The following is an 18762-nucleotide window of genomic DNA, read 5'->3' on the forward strand; positions in this document are numbered from 1 at the left end:
AAAAGGGTTACTCGCCGGCGCCGCACTTGCCTTCGCCGCATTTGCCTTCCGAGGTTTTTTCCGCCGAGTCGGCTTTGGCCTGGGTCTGGCTGTAGCCGTGATCCAGTTGCTTGACGCTGAACGCTTCCGAGGCCGAAGCCGCGTTGGACAGAGCCAGGCCACCGGCAAGCAGAAGGCCGAGCGTCAGGGAGGTTTTCGAGAGCTTGGTCATGGTGAATCTCCAATGCGATAGGTGAGTTCAAAGGCTTGATCGGGGTTGCCGATCGACAGGCGTATTTGAGCGTCAGGCTGTATCGCGGATGTGTCGCAAAGGGCCGGATTTGTGCGCGGGATGTGTCGGGCGTCGGGCCGTACACACTGCGATACACAGCGCCGGTGTGATTCGATTGCCGGGCGCAGCGTCTAGCCACCGTGTCCCCGCAATCCCATGGGGCGAGACTTCGAGACCCGGCATGCAAGCGCTGTTGAACGAGATCCTTGACGCTGTCCGGCCCCTGATCGGGCAGGGCAAAGTGGCTGACTACATTCCCGCCCTCGGCACCGTGCCGGCCAATCAACTGGGCATCGCCGTGTATGGCAACGACGGCGAGATGTATTGCGCCGGCGACGCCGAGACGCCGTTCTCGGTGCAGAGTATTTCCAAGGTATTCAGCCTGGTGCAGGCCATCGAACATTCCGGCGAGGCGATCTGGGAACGCCTGGGCCACGAGCCGTCCGGCCAGCCGTTCAACTCGCTGGTGCAGCTGGAATTCGAACGCGGCCGCCCACGCAATCCGTTCATCAATGCCGGGGCGCTGGTGATCTGCGACATCAACCAGTCGCGCTTTGCCGCACCGGCGTTGTCGATGCGCGACTTCGTGCGGCGGCTGTCGGGCAATCCGCAGGTGATGGTCGACGGCAAGGTCGCCGACTCCGAATACCAGCACCGCGCGCGCAACGCAGCGATGGCGTACCTGATGCAATCCTTCGGCAATTTCCACAACGACGTTGAAGCGGTGCTGCGCAGCTACTTCAGCCACTGCGCGTTGCGCATGAACTGCATCGATCTGGCCCGGGCGTTCTGCTTCCTGGCCAACGACGGTTTCTGCAAGCACAGCGGCGAGCAGATTCTTACTCGCCGCCAGACCCAGCAAGTCAACTCGATCATGGCCACCAGCGGCCTGTACGACGAGGCGGGCAACTTCGCCTACCGCGTCGGTCTGCCGGGCAAGAGCGGCGTCGGTGGCGGTATTGTCGCGGTGGTGCCGGGGCAGTTCACGGTGTGCGTGTGGTCGCCTGAGTTGAACACGGCGGGCAATTCGCTGGCGGGGATGGCGGCGCTGGAAATGCTCAGTTCGCGGATTGGCTGGTCGGTGTTCTGAACCCGTGTTGCGTTGAGGGAGGCCAACCTATACATTTTCCGGCCGCCCTCAATATGGTGAATCCGCTCCATGTCTCTCGCGCTCGAACGTCTCGTCGCTGGCACGCCTATCCCTTTCGCCGGTAACCGCGTCACCGTGGTCAGCCCCGAACTGGCCGAGCGTTTCCGACCCGGCGACCATCTGCTGGTGGAGCAGGTGAGCGGCGAGCTGTTGCTGATTCCGGTGGCGGATCAGCAGGCAGCCTCGGTGGCAATCGAGCGTGCAGCGGTGGCGTTTACCGCGTTGTCCGCGGTGTCGGACGAGGCCATCAGCCGCTTCTTCGATCTGTTTGCCCAACGTCTGGAAAACCCGGACGCCTGGGCACTGATCGAAACCGCCAACCTCGCCGACATCGAACGGGCCAAGGCGCGCGGCCGTTCCACTACCCGCTTGCTCGCCGACGAGCGCATGCGCCGCGACATGATCGCCGGCCTGCGGGCCTGGCGTGATGCGCCGGCCACCCGCGGCAAAGTGATCAGCAGCGTCGAACATGATGGCTGGAAGGTCGAGCAGGTAGTGTCGCCGCTGGGCATCGTCGCGTTCGTGTTCGAAGGCCGGCCAAACGTCTTCGCCGACGCCGCAGGCGTGTTGCGCACCGGCAACACCGCCGTGCTGCGCATTGGCAGCGATGCGTTGGGCACCGCGCAAGCGATCGTCACCCACGCCCTGAACCCGGCGTTGGCCGATGCCGGTCTGCCGGCGGGTGCGGTGTCGCTGGTGGAGAGCGTCAACCACGCCGCCGGTTGGGCGATGTTCGCCGACCGGCGTCTGTCGCTGGCGGTGGCCCGTGGTTCGGGCCGTGCAGTCAGCCAGTTGGGCAGCATCGCCCAGCAGGCCGGTACCGCCGTCAGCCTGCACGGCACCGGTGGCGCGTGGCTGATCGCCGACCGCGATGCCGACGCCAGGCGCTTTGCCGCTGTGGTGCGCAACTCGCTGGATCGCAAAGTCTGCAACACGTTGAACGTCTGCCTGATCCAGCGCGACCGTGCTGCCGAACTGGTGCCGCTGTTCCTCGACGCCTTGCAGCAGGCCGGCACCGCGCGTGGTCAGGGCTGCAAATTGCATATCGTCGAAGGCAGCGAAAGCTACCTGCCGAGCGACTGGCAGAACGCGACGGTCGAGGTCTATCGCGCCGAGGGTTACCAGACCGAAGCCCTGGCCGAGCCGCTGCCCGAAGCTCAACTGGGCCGCGAGTGGGAATGGGAAGAAACCCCGGAAACCAGCCTGATGATCGTCGACGATCTGGATCAGGCCATCGCGCTGTTCAACCGTTACAGCCCGCAGTTCACCGTGTCGCTGATCAGCGAGGACGCGGCGGTTCAGGAGCGCTTCTACAGCGCGGTCAACGCGCCGTTCGTGGGCAACGGGATCACCCGTTGGGTCGATGGCCAGTACGCGCTGAACAAGCCGGAACTGGGGCTTTCGAACTGGGAAAGCGGCCGCCTGTTTGCCCGCAGCGCGATCCTCTCCGGTGACGGCGTGTTCACCGTACGCAGCCGCATGACGCAGATCGATCTGGGCGTAAAACGCTGAACAGAACAACGCCGCGCCCGTCGCAATGACGGGCGCGGCGTTGTGTCTTCAAGCCGCTTCGACTGCCTGACCGTACACCGCGCACGTCGACGGTTGCTCGGCCAGCGAGACAAAGGTGCGACGGTCGGCACTCAGTGCGTCGATCGAGCCGGTCTCGATGTCGTACACCCAGCCATGCAGATTCAGCAGGCCTTTCTCCTGAGCCAGGCGCACGCTCGGGTGAGTCTGGATATTCGCCAGTTGCGCGATCACGTTTTCCCGCACCATCGAACTCAGCCTGGCGGCGTCATTGGCGTGTAGCCGCGATTCGTTGACCACTTTCGCCGACTCGGCGTGTTGCAGCCAGCCGCTGACGGCGGGCAGGTGATCCATGCATTTGCACTGGGCGATGGCGGTCATCGCGCCGCAATCGGAGTGGCCGCAGATCACGATGTCGGTTACGCCGAGCACGGCCACCGCGTATTCCACCGTCGCCGAAACCCCGCCCGGATGCGGGCTGTAGGACGGCACGATATTGCCGGCGTTGCGGATCACGAACAGCTCGCCGGGTTCTTGCTGGGTCAGCAGTTCCGGTATTACACGGCTGTCGGAGCACGTGATGAACAAGGTGCCCGGGGTTTGGGTGGTCGCCAGGTGTTTGAACAGCTCGGTGCGTTGCGGAAACGCCTCGTTCTGGAACTTCAGGAAGCCTTCGATCAGGTTTTTCATGGTGTGTCCTCTCAGTTCGAACAGCCGGTGCCGAATTCGCTGTATTGAAGAATGTGTTTTGCGCCGTGGCTGTCGAGGTAAGTCATTTCGACCGGCACTACGCCGCAGACGTCGGCGACCGGGGTGATGCTCACGACTTGCGCGATGTCCAGCGACATGCCGTAGCGGTAGGCGACGGCCTCTTCATCAGCCTGGGCCTGGGTGGCGAGGCCGGCGAGCAGGGCCAGGGTCAACAGAATTTTTTGCATGGGGCAGCCTCCAGACAGATGTGGTGATGACTTGGCAAATCAGGTTTGGAGGGGGCCGCACGCGGGGTGCGGGCCCGGGAGGGATCAGAACGGACGCAGCGGGAGGAACTTGCCGTCGAGGGTGACCACGGCGCGGGAGCCGCCTTCAGGGTCTTCGACTTTCTTGATGTCGAGCTTGAAGTTGATCGCGCTGATGATGCCGTCGCCGAACTGCTCGTGAACCAGCGCCTTCAGGGTGGTGCCGTAGATCTGGATCATCTCGTGGAAGCGGTAAATGGTCGGGTCGGTCGGCACGCCGTCGAGGCTGCCGCGCAGCGGGATGATTTGCAGAGCGGCGACGTCTTCGGCGCTCAGCTCAAGCTTGTCGCCGACCACTTCGGCAGCGGCTTTCGGCAATGGGTGCTGGCCGAGGAGGGCGGCGGTGACGTAGGCCAGGCTCAGGCCGGTGCCGTCGGCCAGGTCCTGCCACGACAGGTTTTTCTGAGCCTTGGCATCCAGGGCGCGGGTGGTGAGGGCGATGCGGCTGTCGTTGTAGGCTTGGGATTGCATGGTGCTTCTCCTTTCGGGGTTGGCTTGCTGTGTGGGATTCATCTTCTGCCGATTGATCCATAGCGTCCAAGACCGATATACAATGCCAAGCATAAGTGCTGCCTATAGATGGAGCGTCCCATGCTGCTGCGACATTTGCGATACCTGCTGGCCGTGGCCGATCACGGCGGCTTCACCCGGGCGGCCGAGGCGCTGCACGTGTCGCAGCCGACCCTGTCGCAACAGATCCGCCAACTGGAAGAAACCCTCGGTGTCGATCTGTTTGATCGCACCTCGCGCTCGGTCAAACCTACGGACGCCGGACAGGCCTATATCGAATGCGCGCGACGGGTGCTGGTGGAGCTGGAGGCGGGCAAGCGCGCGTTGCATGACGTGAAGGATCTGTCCCGAGGCTCGCTGCGGCTGGCCATGACGCCGACGTTCATGGCGTACCTGGTCGGGCCGTTGGTGCGCGATTACGTGGCGCGGTATCCGGGGATTCACCTGGAGATTTTCGAGTTGTCGATGGACGACATCGAGGCCGGGTTGGCGGATGACTCGCTGGATATTGCGATTGCCTTCACGCCAGTGCGCAATCCGGACATTGAGTGCATTCCGGCGTTTGTCGAGACGTTGGGGGTGATGGTCGGGCGTGAACATCCGTTGTATGACAGCGCTTCGGTGCTGACCCCGGATGACATTGCGCAGCTGGATTTCGCCTTGCTGGCGCCGGATTTTTTCACGCGCCTGTCGATCGATGAATACTTCCGCCAGAACGGCATCACCCCCAAGGTGCAGATAGAGGTGAATTCGGTGAGTACGTTGCTGGAAGTGATCCGGCATGCGCCGATTGCGACCATGCTGCCCGAGGCGATTGCGACCGAGGACCGGGCGTTGCGCAGGTTGCGGGTCGAGAGCGAAGCGCCGCAGCGGGGAGCGGCGTTGTTGCGGCGCAAGAACAACTATCACAGTGCGGCGGCTGAGGCGTTTATGAAGTTGGTGCTGGAAACTCGTTCATGAGCTTTTTTTGCGAGCAATAAAAAGAGCCTGCTTCGTTTTCGAAGCAGGCCCTTGTTTTATTGAAGTTTTAACTTAGCAGAACCGATCAATCACCCGAACTTCGTTCTTGTTCTGCATCGAGTCCCACGCCTGTTTCAGCGTTTGCAGAACATTACCGATGAAGTCCTTGTCGGCCGCGGCTTTCTTGCCGACATAGCCGTGGCCACGGCGGTACATCTTCAGGCGGGCCAGCAGGTTCTGGTTGTTCCGATCGAACTCTTCTTCACCAGCATGGGGCGACAGGCAGTCGATATGGACCTGACCCGACTTGCTGATCCACAGAATATGGCTGTCGTGGCTGTCTTTTTGCGCAGCGAACATACGAGCCAGTTCTTCGATAGTAGGTTGATTGTTCAGATTCATCATATTGCCCCTTGACCAGTCTGGTGATCTTTCAAAGTTGATTCGCTAATACAGGTAGCCCATCGGTTAGTTGATCCCTGGCACCGAAACCAGGACGTCAGCGGTCGCCCGTGTGAAGTACGGGGTCATGCGTCTGTTGCATGTAGTCGTGTTGAATAACTGCTACGCAATAGCGTCACAACGAGGAGAAGCAGCGAAAACCGGGAGGCTCCTTGACGACATTTTCAGGGTCGACCACAAGCGTCTTGAGAATTTTCGCCAGCGCTTCTCGTCCTTGTACTGGACGTTCAGGCCAGGTCAGCTTCTTCAATCTGCCTTGTGGGCAGCGTGTATCCGGAAAAAACAGCTCGGCGGTCAGACGAGCTTGCTCAAGCGTGTTGCCAGTGCTCCCGATCGGGGAGACGTCTGCATCATGCAAAAGCAAAACGATGCCGTCAACGGTTTTGTAGTGATTATTTTTGGTCACTACATATTGTCGGACAAAGTCATTCTGGAATGAAAAAAGGGGGGCTTCAGGCAGTGGGAGTAAGGCTGCGCAGGCAGTAGAACGTGCAGGGATAGCCGTCCACGGTTTTGGTCTGGCGAGTAAAGTCGCCGCCGCTCAGCTCGGGGATGAACCGGGCCCAGAACCGCTGTGCAGGCAGGTTGGCGTCGACATGGAAAATCTGCCATCGACCGGGCAAGTGGCTCAAGAGGGCAGAGGCGACAAACTGCGCGACGCCTTGGCCACGCCAGCGCCGGCTGACGAAGAAATAGCCGATGTTGAAGTCGGCGCCTTCGATGAGGAGGTGGTCATCCACGGTCACGAACCCCGCGAGTTCGCCGTCGACGTGGATCAGGAATGGCCGGGTCGCTGGCTGGCGCCAGTAATCGTCTTTCAACTGGATCGGGAAGAAACCATGTCCTCCCAGCTTCAGCGGCAGCCACTCGCTGAAGTCATAGGTGTAGAACTGCATCAGGTTTTCGAGGGTGTCCAGTTCGTCGCGCCGGGCGACGCGCAGTTCGATGACAGACATGCCGCTGCCTCCTGACCATCACTGCAGAAACAGTAGCGTGCAGCGGGCTATTTGGCTGCCGGTTTTGCCGAGCGTTTGCCGGTTCCGGTGGTTTTGCGCCGAGTGGTCTTGCGTTTGTTCTTCCATGGCGCAGCGGCTTTGCCGGCAGGTGGCGGGCCGCTGATGGCCAGGTTCAGCCCGGCGCAACGGGTCACTTGCTTGCTCATCCATGCGGCCTGTTTGGTGACGAACTCCTCCAGACTCATCTCGCCGCTCTGCACCATGTCCAGCGCCTGTTCCCAGATCGCCGTGGTCCCGGGGTCGGCAATCGCCCGCGGCACGGCGTCGATCAGGCTGAAGGCGGCGGGCGTGGCGGACAGCGCCTTGCCGTTTTTCACCAGATAACCGCGATCCAGCAACCCTTGAATGATCGAGGCGCGGGTAGCTTCGGTGCCGATGCCGGTGGTGTCCTTGAGTTTCTGCTTGAGCAGCGGATCTTCCACCAGTTTGGCGACGTTCTTCATGGCCTTGATCAGGTCGCCTTCGGTATAGGGCTTGGGCGGTTGCGTCCAAAGGTCCTTGAGCTTCACGTCCGCCACGGCGCATTCGGCGCCTTGGGTCAGTGTCGGTAGCGTCTGTGGCGCGGGGGCTTCACGCCCCTTGGCCGGGGCCAGCGCTTCGGGCAACGCGCGTTTCCAGCCCGGCTCGATGATCTGCTTGCCGACGGCGCGCAAGGCTTCCCCGGCGCAATCGAAATCGGCCTGGGTGCGGTCGTATTCGTGATTGGGCAGGAACTGTGCGAGATACCGCGCGCGAACCAGCGTGTAGACCGCGCGGTGCTTGCCGTTCAGGCGTTCGAGATTTTTCGCGGCAGCGGTCGGGATGATGCCGTGGTGGGCGCTGACCTTGGCGTCGTTCCAGGCGCGCGATCGGCGCTGTGGCTCCAGATGCTCGCGCAATGCTTCAAGACTCGGATCGGCCTGACGCAGTGCCGCAAGAATCCCTGGCGCCTCGCTGTGCTGGCTCAGGGGCAGATAGCCGCAATCGCTGCGCGGGTAGGTGATGACCTTGTAGGTTTCGTAAAGTGCCTGGGCGATGTCGAGGGTTTCCTGGGCACCGAGGCCGAGCTTTTTCGAGCAGACTTCCTGCAAGGTGCCGAGGTCGAAGGGCAGGGGCGCCACCTCGCGCATGCGCTCGGTGCGCAGCTTGACCACCCGGGCACTGGCAGCGCTGCCGATCGCGGCGGCCGCTTGCTGGGCGAGGGCCTGATTGAGGCAGCGATCCTGATCGTCACAGGCATCGCCCGGCGCCCGCCATTGCGCCGTGAACGGCGTGCCGTTGTGCAGCAGTTGCACATCGATGGCCCAGTACGCGACCGGCACGAAATCAGCGATGCTGCGGTCGCGATCCACCACCAGTCGCAAGGTCGGCGTCTGTACCCGGCCCACCGGCAACACGCCTTGATAGCCCGATTGCCGGCCGAGCAGGGTGAACAGGCGACTCATGTTCATCCCGATCAGCCAGTCCGCCCGCGAGCGCCCGAGTGCCGAGTGATACAGGCTGAAGGTTTCAGCGCCCGGTTTGAGCGCTGCCAACGCCTTGCGGATCGAGGCTTCATCCAGCGCCGACAGCCACAAGCGGCGGATCGGCCCGCGATAGCGGCAATGCTCCACCAGCTCCCGGGCGATCATTTCGCCCTCGCGGTCGGCGTCGGTGGCGATGATCAGTTCGCTGGCCTCGCCGAGCAGGCGCTTGACCGCCTTGTACTGGCTGGCGGTACGCGGCTTTACGGTCATTTTCCATTTGTCCGGGATGATCGGCAGGTCGGCCAGCACCCAGCGCTTGTATTTGGCGTCGTAGGCGTCCGGCGGTGCGGGTTCCAGCAAGTGGCCGATGCACCAGGTCACCGTGACGTCCGTTCCCAGCCAGCAGCCGTCGCCCCGACGCTTTGCGCCGAGCACGGCCGCAATGTCCTTGGCCTGGGAAGGTTTTTCACAGAGGTACAGCCGCATAACCACCGTCGTCGATCATTGCCCGAAGAGGCGCACAGAATGGCCTGACTCGGGCGATCGGGCAACTTTTATCTGTATGGATATACAGATGAATAGTTTGCCGGTCATGACAGCCCCCGTCGGAGCAATCCGGGACGCTATCGAGAAATTGATTAGCGCCCGCGTTGGCGGCTGTGGCAGGTTCAATCTGCCTAACAGGGCGAGTGACAGGACGATCTCGCCAGAAGATCGCCGTTTTTCTGTCTGACACTGACTCTTCAGAAACAAGGACGTACACCATGTCTCAACCTTCCTCCCAGGCCAGCAGCGCCTTCACCGCCGTCGACACCTTCAGCCACCTGTACGATCGCGGCACCGGAACCGTCAACGGCAAACCATCGTTCACCGCCGACCAGGCCGCCGACGAAATCCTGCGCAAGGGCATGTCGTGGCAGGACAAGAATGCCGACGGCAAGATTGATCTGACCTACACGTTCCTGACCGACAAACCGTCGAACTACAACCCGAAACTCGGTAACTTCAGCGAGTTCAGCGCCCAGCAAAAGGCCCAGGCCGTGCTGGCGATGCAATCGTGGTCCGACGTGGCCAACGTGACTTTCACCGAAGGCAAGGGTGGCGACGGCCACATGACTTTCGGCAACTACGACGTCAGCACCGGCGGCGCGGCGTTCGCCTACCTGCCGCAGGGCAGCAGCTACGACGGTCAGTCGTGGTACCTGATCAACGATCAGTACCAGGTCAACAAGACCCCGGACACCAACAACTACGGGCGCCAGACACTGACCCACGAAATCGGCCACACCCTCGGCCTGTCGCACCCGGGCGCCTACAACGCCGGCAACGGCAACCCGACCTACGGCGACGCCAAATACGCCGAAGACACCCGTGGCTACAGCCTGATGAGCTACTGGAGCGAAGCCAACACCGACCAGAACTTCAGCAAGGACGGCAGCGGCGCCTACGCCTCGGCACCGTTGATGGACGACATCGTCGCGGTGCAGAAACTCTACGGCGCCAACTTCGAAACCCGTGCCGACAACACCGTGTACGGCTTCAACTCGAACGCCGATCGCGACTTCTACAGCGCTACCTCGAACACTTCCAAAGTGGTGTTCTCGGTGTGGGACGGCGGCGGCAATGACACGCTGGATTTCTCCGGCTTCAGCCAGAACCAGAAGATCAACCTCAACGAAGGGGCGTTCTCCGATGTCGGCGGTCTGGTGGGCAACGTGTCCATCGCTCACGGCGTGACCGTGGAAAACGCCATTGGCGGCTCGGGCAATGACCTGCTGATCGGCAACGCAGCGGCCAACGACCTGGTCGGCGGTGCCGGCAACGACATCATTTACGGCGGTGGCGGCGGTGATTCGCTGTGGGGTGGTGAGGGCGCAGACACCTTCGTGTTCGGCGCGGCCAGCGACTCGACCATGACCGCGCCGGACTGGATCATGGATTTCACCAGCGGCCTGGACAAGATCGACCTGTCAGGCATCGCCGGGTTCGCCACCGGCGCAGCCACACTGAACTTCGTCAGCGGCTTCACAGGGCATGCCGGGGACGCGATCCTCACTTACTTCGAACAGACCAACCAGACCAGCCTGATGATTGACCTCACAGGCCAGGGTTCGGTGGACTTCGCCGTGGGTGTGGTGGGGCAGGCGGTGGCGACCGATATCGTAGCCTGATCTGAAACCGGAAAATCTGAAACGAAAAAACCGCAGTCCTTCGCAGGCTGCGGTTTTTTTGTTTTTGGACATCGCTCTAAGACAGTGAAATCCGTTACTGCTCGGTCTCGAGGATCGACGTAGCGGGGGCATTACGTACTCGGGCAAACCACCCGAAAGCCGCCACGCCCAGCAGCGTCGCCAGCACGGCCAGAATCAGAATCACACGTTGCGTCCCCAATGGCGCAACAAGCAGTGCGACCAGCAGACCGGCCAGCGGTTGCGACAAGTTGTTGAGCAGGGTGACCACGCCCACGGTCTTGCCGAAGTCCTGAGGTGGAATGACTCGCTGGCGAATGCTGCGCATGTAGACGTTGAACATTTTGTCGAAGCCGACGATCAGCAGGAAACCCAGCACATAACCCGCCAGGTTCGGGCTCAGGGCACTGATGAAGGCGCCGGCGGCGAGCATCGAACAGGCAACCCCACCCAGTACGCGCAACGGCAATACCACCCGGGCGAGGAAAAACAGAATCACGATGGTGGTCACCGCGCCAGCCGCTTGCAGCATGGCGTAGTCGTCCTTGCCGGCGCTGTATTGACCCAGCACCATGGCCGCCGAAGTGGCCAGGGTGACCCCGACAATCAGGTTGACCCCCACAGCCAGTGTGATGATCTTTTTCAGCTCCGCCCGTTCGCGGATATGCCTGAAAGCGATGCGCAGAGGCTGCAGCCAGATGTCCTGATGCTGCTCGAACACCTCCAGGGTGATACGGCTGAAACGTTGCCACACCCGCATGCTCAGGTCGGCGAGCAGGAACAGCCCGGCCACCCACAGCACCACCCAGTGCCAGGCCGACACTTCGAGCAGCAATGCCGCCACCAAAGGCCCCAGAACCAGTCCGGTCTGGTCGGCTATCTGCGAGTAGGACAGGGTTTTGGTGTAGCTGTAGTGCTGGAAAATACGCGGCATCAGCACTTCGCGGGCCATGATGCCCTGAGTCGTCAGCACGCCGCATAGCGCCGACAGCACCACCAGCCACGCGATACCGCCGAAGACGGCATAAAGCCCTACTGCCAGCACGCAAAGCAGAGCACGGTAGACCTGACTGATGTGCAGGATCCTGATGGGCGAGAACTTGTCGCACAGGGCTCCGCATAGCGGAAACGCGAGAAAACGCGGCAGCGACTCGACGAAGAATGCAAGCCCCGCCCAGGACGCGCTGTTGGTGGTCTGGAACACCACAAGCGGCACGATGAACAACAGGATCTGATCCGCCAGCCGTGACAGGAACAGCGAGATGAAAAAAGCCAGGTAATCCTTGCGCATGATGACTCCTGTCGGTGGGCGTCTTGGTCGTTTTGCGCGTGATATGAAAACAGAAACCGCCGCCTTCGCAAGCGACGGTTGTTACTGATCGGAGAAAAAACCGTTCGGCTGCGGATCCGACGAGATTCCCCCACATGGGTTATACCTGAACCGGTGCCTTCGCCGCCGTCAGGAGAAACCGATGAAAAGTTCCGGTCCCAGTCCCGTCATCACCGTTGCCGAGCAGCCTGGCTGCCTGCTTGTAAAATTCCACGGCATACAGGTCGCCGCCTCGGCCCGAGCCCTGGTGCTGCTCGAAGCCAATTACCCGCCGGTCTACTACATCCCGCGTGAAGACATCGACGAAACATACTTCGCCCGCACCGACCACACCACCTACTGCCCGTACAAGGGCGATGCCAACTATTTCAGTCTGCAAGTGCCGGGGCACGAAGGGGCGAACGCGGTATGGACGTACGAAAATCCAAAGATTTCGGTCAGCCAGATCAAGGACTACGTGGCGTTTTATCCCGATCAGGTGAAGTTTGAGTTGTTGGAGGCGGAGGTTTGAAATTCCGCAGGGTGGCGAGGGCATTGCGCCCCCGCCACACGAATATCAATCAGTTCTTGTCCAGATCGATATTCTTCGTCTCACGCAGACAGATCATCCCCACCACCAGGCTCACCCCGGTAATCAGCACCGGGTACCACAACCCGTAGAAAATATCCCCGGTGTACACCACCAGCGCAAACGACACGGTCGGCAGGAAACCGCCGAACCAGCCGTTACCGATGTGGTACGGCAGGGACATCGAGGTGTAGCGGATGCGGGTCGGGAACAGTTCGACCATCAGCGCGGCGAGCGGGCCGTAGCACATGGCCGAGATGATGATCAGGCCGACGATCAGGGCCACGATCATCGGTTTGTTGATTTGCTGCAAATCAGCCTGTTGCGGATAGCCGGCGAGGGTGATCGCGCCGCGCAGAGCCGCCTCGTCGAAGCCGTCGAGTTTCACATCGCCGACGCTCACTTGCACCGTGCTGCCCGCCGGCGCGGCGACGCTGGAGTAGGGCAGGCCTTGCTTGACCAGGAAGGTCTTGACCTTGTCGCACGGGCTGTCGAATTTGGCCTTGCCCACCGGATCGAACTGGAAGGTGCAGGTCGCCGGGTCGGCCACCACGGTGATCGGTGCCTGTCGGCTGGCGTGGTCGATGGCCGGGTTGGCGTAGTGGGCCAGGGATTTGAAGATCGGGAAGTACAGCGCGGTGGCCAGCAGCAAGCCAAGCATCAGCACCGGTTTGCGCCCGACCTTGTCCGACAGCCAGCCGAAAATGATGAAGAACGGCGCGCCGATCACCACGCTGATGATCAGCAGACTGTTGGCCACCGCGGGGTCCATTTTCAGGAACTGGGTGAGGAAGAACAGCACGTAGAACTGCGCGGCGTAAAAAGTCACCGCCTGGCCGGCGTTGATGCTGAACAGGGCGATCAGCACGACTTTGAGGTTTTCCCATTTGCCGAAGGACTCGCGGATCGGCGCCTTGCTGGCCTTGCCTTCTTCTTTCATTTTCAGATAGGCCGGCGATTCGTGCAGACTCAGGCGAATCCAGGTGGAAATACCCAGCAGCACGATCGACAACAGGAACGGAATACGCCAACCCCAGACTTCGAATTGATCGCCGGTGAAGTAGCGGCAACCGAGCACCACCAGCAGCGACAGCAGCAAGCCAAGGGTCGCGGTGGATTGAATCCAGCTGGTGTGGAAACCGCGTTTGCCGATCGGCGCGTGTTCGGCCACGTAGGTCGCGGCGCCGCCGTATTCGCCGCCGAGGGCCAGGCCCTGCAGCATGCGCAGTATCACCAGAATGATCGGCGCCGCGATGCCGATGCTGGCGTAGGTCGGCAGCAGGCCCACGGCGAACGTCGCCACGCCCATCAGGATGATGGTTGCGAGGAAGGTGTATTTGCGCCCGATCATGTCCCCCAACCGACCAAACACCAGCGCCCCGAACGGCCGCACGATGAAGCCGGCGGCGAATGCCATCAGCGCAAAGATGAACGCCGTGGTGTCGTTGACCCCGGCGAAAAACTGCTTGCTGATGACCGCCGCCAGGGCGCCGTAGAGGAAGAAGTCATACCACTCGAACACCGTCCCCAGGGACGAGGCGAAGATGACCTTTCGGGTATCGGGGCTGGCGTCCGCGCTGCGCACGGCGTCCAGAGGCTGAACGTGTTCTGACATATCGGTATCCCTCACAGTGATTGTTTTTGTTGTTTCCACTGTCGGCGCCGACCTTGTGGGCGGGTGCCGCTGTTCCTTTGGTCAAGAGAGTGCGGTCAGTGCTTTTTCTTCGGCGGGAAAACTCCGGGCGGTTGGGTTGAGAATCAGCTGTGCCGCTTTTTCAGCAATCATCAGCGTAGGCGAACAGGTGTTGCCCGAGGTAATGCGCGGCATGATCGACGCATCGGCGATCCTCAGATTGGGCACGCCATGCACGCGCAACTGCGCATCGACCACGGCGTCCGCGTCGTTGCCCATGCGGCAGGTGCCGACCGGATGGAAAATCGTCGTGCCGATCTTCGCCGCCGCTTCGTGCAGTTGTTCTTCGGTTTGCAGGCTGGCGCCTGGCAGATATTCCACCGGGTTGAAGGCTTGCAAGGCGGGAGCGCTGACGATGCGCCGGGTCAGGCGAATCGCGTCGGCGGCCACACGCAGGTCTTCGGGATGGCTGAGGTAATTGGGCTGGATCAGCGGCGCGGTTTGCGGATCGGCTGAGCGAATCTCGACCCGGCCCCGGCTCTGCGGCCGTAAATCACACACCGACGCGGTGAATGCGGGGAAGCTGTGCAGCGGCTCGCCAAAACGCTCCAGCGACAGCGGCTGCACGTGATATTCGAGGTTGGCCGAGGTCTGTTCCGGCCCCGAGCGGGCAAACGCACCCAGCTGACTCGGTGCCATCGACAACGGCCCGCTGCGGTCGTACAGGTAACGCAGGCCCATGCCCATCTTGCCCCACATGCTGCCGGCAATCTGGTTGAGGGTGCGGGCGTTTTCCAGTTGGTAGATAAGCCGCAGTTGCAGGTGGTCCTGCAGGTTGCCGCCGACGCCCGGCAATTCATGCACCACGCCGATCCCGAGCTTTTCCAGCAGCGGACGCGGGCCGATTCCGGAGCGTTGCAGAATGCTCGGCGAGCCCACGGAGCCGGCGCACAACACGATCTCCTTGCGCGCCTTGAAGTTCTTTTGTTGACCCTGCCAACGGGCGCTGACTTTCGAAGCGCGACCGTTTTCGAACAAAACGCGATCCACTTCGACTTCAGTCAGCACGGTGAGATTGGCCCGATCGCGAATCGGCTTCAGAAACGCTTTCGCCGCATTCCAGCGCACCCCGGCTTTCTGATTGACCTGAAAGTAACCACAACCCTCGTTGTCGCCCTGGTTGAAGTCGTCGATGCTGGCGATGCCGCTCTGTTCGGCAGCGCTGCGGAAGGCATCGAGAATCGGCCACGACAGGCGCTGGCGTTCGACTCGCCATTCACCCTTGTCGCCATGAAAGTCCGCCGCACCAGCAAAATGGTTTTCGCTCTGTTTGAACAGCGGTAGCACATCGTTCCAGGCCCAGCCCGGATTGCCTTCGGCGGCCCAGCCGTCATAGTCGTTGGCTTGGCCACGCATGTAGATCATGCCGTTGATCGACGAACAGCCGCCCAGCACTTTGCCGCGCGGATAACTCAGCGCGCGGCCATTGAGGCCCGGTTGTTCTTCGGTCTTGAAGCACCAGTCGGTGCGCGGGTTGCCGATGCAGAACAGGTAACCCACGGGAATGTGAATCCACGGGTAGTTGTCGCGCCCGCCAGCCTCCAGCAACAGCACGCGCTGCTGTGGATCGGCCGACAGCCGATTGGCCAGCAAACACCCGGCCGGCCCGGCGCCGACCACGATGTAGTCGAATTCATCAAGGGACGTCTGCATTCCCTGACCTCGCTTATTGTTTTTGTTGTCGGTCATCCTAGTTGTTAGCTTTCGTCAAAAGAATGTTAGTTTTTGCGCAGCCGCTGTGCGTTTTCAAACAGCGCTTTATGACGATAGCCGACAAGGACAAGCCATGTTCGACTGGAACGACCTGCGGTTCTTTCTCGAGTTGCAGCGCAGCGGCCGACTGCTCACCGCCGCCCGCCGCCTGAACACCACGCACGCCACCGTCGCCCGACATATCGAAGCCATCGAAAAAAGCCTCGGCACCGCGTTGTTCGTCCAGCATGCCCAAGGCTACGAAATGACCCCGGCGGGAGAGGCGCTACTCAAACATGCCGAAGCCATGGAGAACGTCGCGCTCCTGGCTCAGGAAGAAATCACCCAGTCCACGGCGCCGCTGGGCAAGATTCGCGTCGGAGTGACAGAAGGGCTGGGCATCATGTTTCTCGCCAGCCGCATGATCGGGTTGTTCGAACGCTATCCGGGGCTGGAAGTGGAACTGGTGGCGGTGCCGCGCTTCGTCAGCATCCTCAATCGCGAGGCGGAAATCAGCATTCACCTGGAGCGGCCGGCGGCGGACATGCTGGTCACCCGCAAACTCACCGATTACCGGCTCGCGCTCTATGCCAGCCGCGCCTATCTCGACAATGCGCCGCCGCTGCGCAGTCGCGAAGATCTCGGACGGCACGCGTGGATCGGCTACGTCGATGATCTGCTGTTCAGTCAGGAACTGATGTTTCTCAACAGCTTCTGTCGCAACCCACGGGTGGTGTTTCACAGCACCAGCGTGATCGCGCAGCAGCAGGCGGCGCGCTCAGGTCTCGGCATTGCCGTTCTTCCTTGTTACATGGCGGCTTCGGACCCGGATCTGGTGCCGCTGTTGCCCGATGAGAGCATCGAACGCAGCTACTGGATCAGCACGCGGCGCGAGTTGCACAAGTCGGTACGGTTGCGGGTGGTTTGGGATTATGTCGTGGGGTTGTGTGAGGCGGAGCAGGGGTTGTTGCTCAACCCCTGAGATCAAAAAAACGATGCGTCAGAACGTGCCAATGCTTTTCGGTGTAGGGCTCCACGCCGTCGTCACCTGGTTATTGGCGCCGGCTTGCCACTGTTTTACGTCGGATGGATTCGTCTCACTGCGGATGATGCATTTCCATTCCACGGAGGTCTTTTCAGTTAAAAGGGTGAACTTGGTCTGACCGGTCCATGTCGGGTAGGCAGAGGGGGTCAGTTTCACTGCCTTGGTCACATCCCAACTGCCGATTTCCGGGAGGTTGCCGACGACGTAGACGCTGTAGCCCGGCGTTGTCACACCGTTGTTGCACTCAAAGTCCACAGGTAGAAAATAGGTAAACGTGACGGCGCTTTGAGCATGGCTGATCAAACTCAGCATCGCCAACAAGAGAACACCTTGTGGCACAAAATGACGAATCCGGAACATGTTGGACGCCTCGATTTACTGTCGTAGAGGCCAGCGTAAACCTGGCCAAACGGCAAGTAACCTGACAGAACTGACAGTTCTTTAGAGCACTTGGCGATAGTGTCGTCGGTTACTCGTCAATTCATCTGCAATGCGCTGCCTTTGGGGCAAGTTCGCCCCCCCTTCCATGCAACTAAAATCACCGCCAATGGGTCATTCGATTTGCGGAGGTTGAGTCATTTCGCAGAACCTCGACAACGAAGACGTTTCCCGTGGCCACTCACCTCGATCGCCGCAATAACCTGTCCCTCGACAGCCTGAATTTCTTCCTCGCCGACGTGCGTGACGGGCTCGGTCCTTATCTGGCGATTTACCTGCTGGCGGTTCACCAGTGGGAGCCGGCGAGTATTGGTCTGGTCATGACCCTTGCCGGGATCGCCGCGCTCATCACCCAGACCCCGGCAGGTGCGCTGGTCGACAGCACGCGCTTCAAACGGTCGCTGATTGCGATTGCCGCGCTGGTGGTCACCGCAAGCTGTCTGCTGCTGCCGTTTGTGACGTCGTTCAGCCTGGTGGCGGTGACGCAAGCCATCAGTGCCGTCGCCGCTTCGATCTTCGCGCCGGCCATTTGCGCGATCACCCTCGGGATTACCGGGCCTCGTGCCTTCACGCGAAGAACCGGGCGCAACGAAACCTTCAACCACGCCGGCAACGCTTGCGCCGCGTTGTTGGCCGGTTTGTCCGCGTACCTGTTCGGCCCGGTCGCGGTGTTTTATTTGATGGCGGTCATGGCGCTGGCCAGTGTGATTGCCGTTTCCTTTGTGTCGGCAGACGCGATTGACCACGATCTCGCCCGAGGTCTTTCCCCCAGCGAAACGGGGCAGGGCAAGCAGCCCTCGGGCTTTTCCGTGTTGCTCACCAACCGACCGCTGCTGATGTTCGCGATTTGCTGCGCGCTGTTTCATCTGGCGAACGCGGCGATGTTGCCGCTGGTGAGTCAGAAGCTGGCGCAGGCCAATCTGCAGATGGCCACGCCGCTCACGTCTGCCTGCATCGTCGCGGCGCAACTGGTGATGGTGCCGGTCGCGCTGCTGGTGGGGGCGAAGGCCGATCTTTGGGGACGCAAGCCGTTGCTGCTGGCGGGGTTTCTAATTTTGCCGTTGCGCGGTGTGCTGTATGTGCTGTCGAACGATCCGTGGTGGCTGGTTTCGGTGCAGTTGCTCGATGGCATCGGCGCGGGGATTTTCGGCGCGCTGTTTCCGGTGGTGGTGAAAGACCTGACGCTGGGGACCGGCCACTTCAACGTCAGTCTGGGGGCGATTTCGACAGTGTTCGGACTGGGCGCGGCATTGAGCAACAGTCTGGCGGGCATCGTGGTTCAAGAGGCCGGTTACAGCGCCGGGTTTCTGACCTTGGCGGCCGTGGCGCTGGTAGCGCTGGTGCTGCTTTGGGTGGCGGTGCCCGAGACAGTGTCGGGTTCCAATGCCGACTCAATGGCACTGCAAAGCAAGGCGCCGCCGATGGTTACGCCTTGACTCAACGGTCC

At 61.3% G+C, this 18762-nt stretch carries 19 protein-coding genes; 8 read left to right on the forward strand and 11 right to left on the reverse strand.

Annotated features, from left to right (window positions below; genetic code table 11):
- Positions 1–7: 7 nt before the first annotated feature.
- A complete protein-coding gene (locus CAG25_RS19300) occupies positions 8–211 on the reverse strand; it encodes a hypothetical protein (protein ID WP_007950576.1) in 204 nt (67 codons plus the stop codon).
- A 241-nt stretch (positions 212–452) separates the two neighbouring features.
- Here CAG25_RS19300 and glsB point away from each other — a divergent pair, with 241 nt between their 5' ends.
- Positions 453–1361, forward strand: coding sequence for a glutaminase B (glsB, locus tag CAG25_RS19305; RefSeq protein WP_011334745.1), 909 nt, complete (start codon positions 453–455; stop codon positions 1359–1361).
- A gap of 69 nt (positions 1362–1430) precedes the next feature.
- Positions 1431–2933 (forward strand): aldehyde dehydrogenase family protein, encoded by a 1503-nt coding sequence (locus CAG25_RS19310; protein ID WP_085610646.1) that lies wholly within the window; start codon positions 1431–1433, stop codon positions 2931–2933.
- A gap of 48 nt (positions 2934–2981) precedes the next feature.
- Here the strand turns inward: CAG25_RS19310 and CAG25_RS19315 are convergent, their stop codons facing one another.
- The 3 genes from CAG25_RS19315 to cynS all read right to left on the reverse strand — a co-directional run bounded on the left by CAG25_RS19315 (position 2982) and on the right by cynS (position 4438).
- Entirely contained in the window at positions 2982–3641 is a 660-nt protein-coding gene (locus CAG25_RS19315) for a carbonic anhydrase (RefSeq protein WP_085610645.1), read from the reverse strand.
- Positions 3642–3652: 11 nt separating this feature from the next.
- A complete protein-coding gene (locus CAG25_RS19320; protein ID WP_085610644.1) occupies positions 3653–3889 on the reverse strand; it encodes a DUF2790 domain-containing protein in 237 nt (78 codons plus the stop codon).
- Between the two features lie 84 nt (positions 3890–3973).
- Complete coding sequence (gene cynS, locus CAG25_RS19325) at positions 3974–4438, reverse strand: cyanase (RefSeq protein WP_011334741.1); 465 nt, start codon at positions 4436–4438, stop codon at positions 3974–3976.
- Between the two features lie 120 nt (positions 4439–4558).
- Here cynS and cynR point away from each other — a divergent pair, with 120 nt between their 5' ends.
- Positions 4559–5437 carry a transcriptional regulator CynR gene (gene cynR, locus CAG25_RS19330; RefSeq protein ID WP_085610643.1) on the forward strand — a complete coding sequence of 293 codons (879 nt, stop codon included), beginning with the start codon at positions 4559–4561 and terminating at the stop codon, positions 5435–5437.
- A 72-nt stretch (positions 5438–5509) separates the two neighbouring features.
- On the opposite strand, the gene CAG25_RS19335 is transcribed toward cynR, so the two are convergent.
- A complete protein-coding gene (locus CAG25_RS19335) occupies positions 5510–5839 on the reverse strand; it encodes a hypothetical protein (protein WP_047293552.1) in 330 nt (109 codons plus the stop codon).
- A gap of 127 nt (positions 5840–5966) precedes the next feature.
- Here CAG25_RS19335 and CAG25_RS19340 point away from each other — a divergent pair, with 127 nt between their 5' ends.
- Positions 5967–6338 (forward strand): hypothetical protein, encoded by a 372-nt coding sequence (locus CAG25_RS19340; RefSeq protein WP_085610642.1) that lies wholly within the window; start codon positions 5967–5969, stop codon positions 6336–6338.
- Positions 6339–6351: 13 nt separating this feature from the next.
- Here the strand turns inward: CAG25_RS19340 and CAG25_RS19345 are convergent, their stop codons facing one another.
- Complete coding sequence (locus CAG25_RS19345) at positions 6352–6855, reverse strand: GNAT family N-acetyltransferase (RefSeq protein ID WP_085610641.1); 504 nt, start codon at positions 6853–6855, stop codon at positions 6352–6354.
- Positions 6856–6902: 47 nt separating this feature from the next.
- Positions 6903–8846, reverse strand: a complete 1944-nt coding sequence (locus CAG25_RS19350; RefSeq protein WP_085610640.1) for a DNA topoisomerase III — start codon at positions 8844–8846, stop codon at positions 6903–6905.
- Positions 8847–9124: 278 nt separating this feature from the next.
- On the opposite strand from CAG25_RS19350, the gene CAG25_RS19355 reads away from it, so the two are divergent.
- Complete coding sequence (locus CAG25_RS19355) at positions 9125–10531, forward strand: serralysin family metalloprotease (RefSeq protein ID WP_085610639.1); 1407 nt, start codon at positions 9125–9127, stop codon at positions 10529–10531.
- 94 nt (positions 10532–10625) lie between these two features.
- Here the strand turns inward: CAG25_RS19355 and CAG25_RS19360 are convergent, their stop codons facing one another.
- The gene (locus CAG25_RS19360) at positions 10626–11840 is read right to left on the reverse strand and encodes an MFS transporter (RefSeq protein ID WP_085610638.1); all 1215 of its coding nucleotides are present in this window, start codon (positions 11838–11840) and stop codon (positions 10626–10628) included.
- 181 nt (positions 11841–12021) lie between these two features.
- On the opposite strand from CAG25_RS19360, the gene CAG25_RS19365 reads away from it, so the two are divergent.
- The gene (locus CAG25_RS19365) at positions 12022–12390 is read left to right on the forward strand and encodes a DUF427 domain-containing protein (RefSeq protein WP_085610637.1); all 369 of its coding nucleotides are present in this window, start codon (positions 12022–12024) and stop codon (positions 12388–12390) included.
- 49 nt (positions 12391–12439) lie between these two features.
- On the opposite strand, the gene CAG25_RS19370 is transcribed toward CAG25_RS19365, so the two are convergent.
- Entirely contained in the window at positions 12440–14062 is a 1623-nt protein-coding gene (locus CAG25_RS19370) for an MFS transporter (protein WP_085610636.1), read from the reverse strand.
- 81 nt (positions 14063–14143) lie between these two features.
- On the reverse strand, positions 14144–15793 hold the full coding sequence (locus tag CAG25_RS19375) for a GMC family oxidoreductase (RefSeq protein WP_085610635.1): 1650 nt from the start codon (positions 15791–15793) through the stop codon (positions 14144–14146).
- A gap of 133 nt (positions 15794–15926) precedes the next feature.
- On the opposite strand from CAG25_RS19375, the gene CAG25_RS19380 reads away from it, so the two are divergent.
- Positions 15927–16814 (forward strand): LysR family transcriptional regulator, encoded by an 888-nt coding sequence (locus tag CAG25_RS19380; protein WP_085610634.1) that lies wholly within the window; start codon positions 15927–15929, stop codon positions 16812–16814.
- Between the two features lie 18 nt (positions 16815–16832).
- On the opposite strand, the gene CAG25_RS19385 is transcribed toward CAG25_RS19380, so the two are convergent.
- A complete protein-coding gene (locus CAG25_RS19385; RefSeq protein ID WP_085610633.1) occupies positions 16833–17237 on the reverse strand; it encodes a carbohydrate-binding module family 20 domain-containing protein in 405 nt (134 codons plus the stop codon).
- 251 nt (positions 17238–17488) lie between these two features.
- On the opposite strand from CAG25_RS19385, the gene CAG25_RS19390 reads away from it, so the two are divergent.
- Positions 17489–18751 carry an MFS transporter gene (locus tag CAG25_RS19390; protein ID WP_085610632.1) on the forward strand — a complete coding sequence of 421 codons (1263 nt, stop codon included), beginning with the start codon at positions 17489–17491 and terminating at the stop codon, positions 18749–18751.
- Positions 18752–18762: the final 11 nt, after the last annotated feature.

The sequence above is a fragment of the Pseudomonas sp. B16(2017) genome (assembly GCF_002113205.1).
Taxonomy (GTDB): Bacteria; Pseudomonadota; Gammaproteobacteria; order Pseudomonadales; family Pseudomonadaceae; genus Aquipseudomonas; species Aquipseudomonas pharyngis.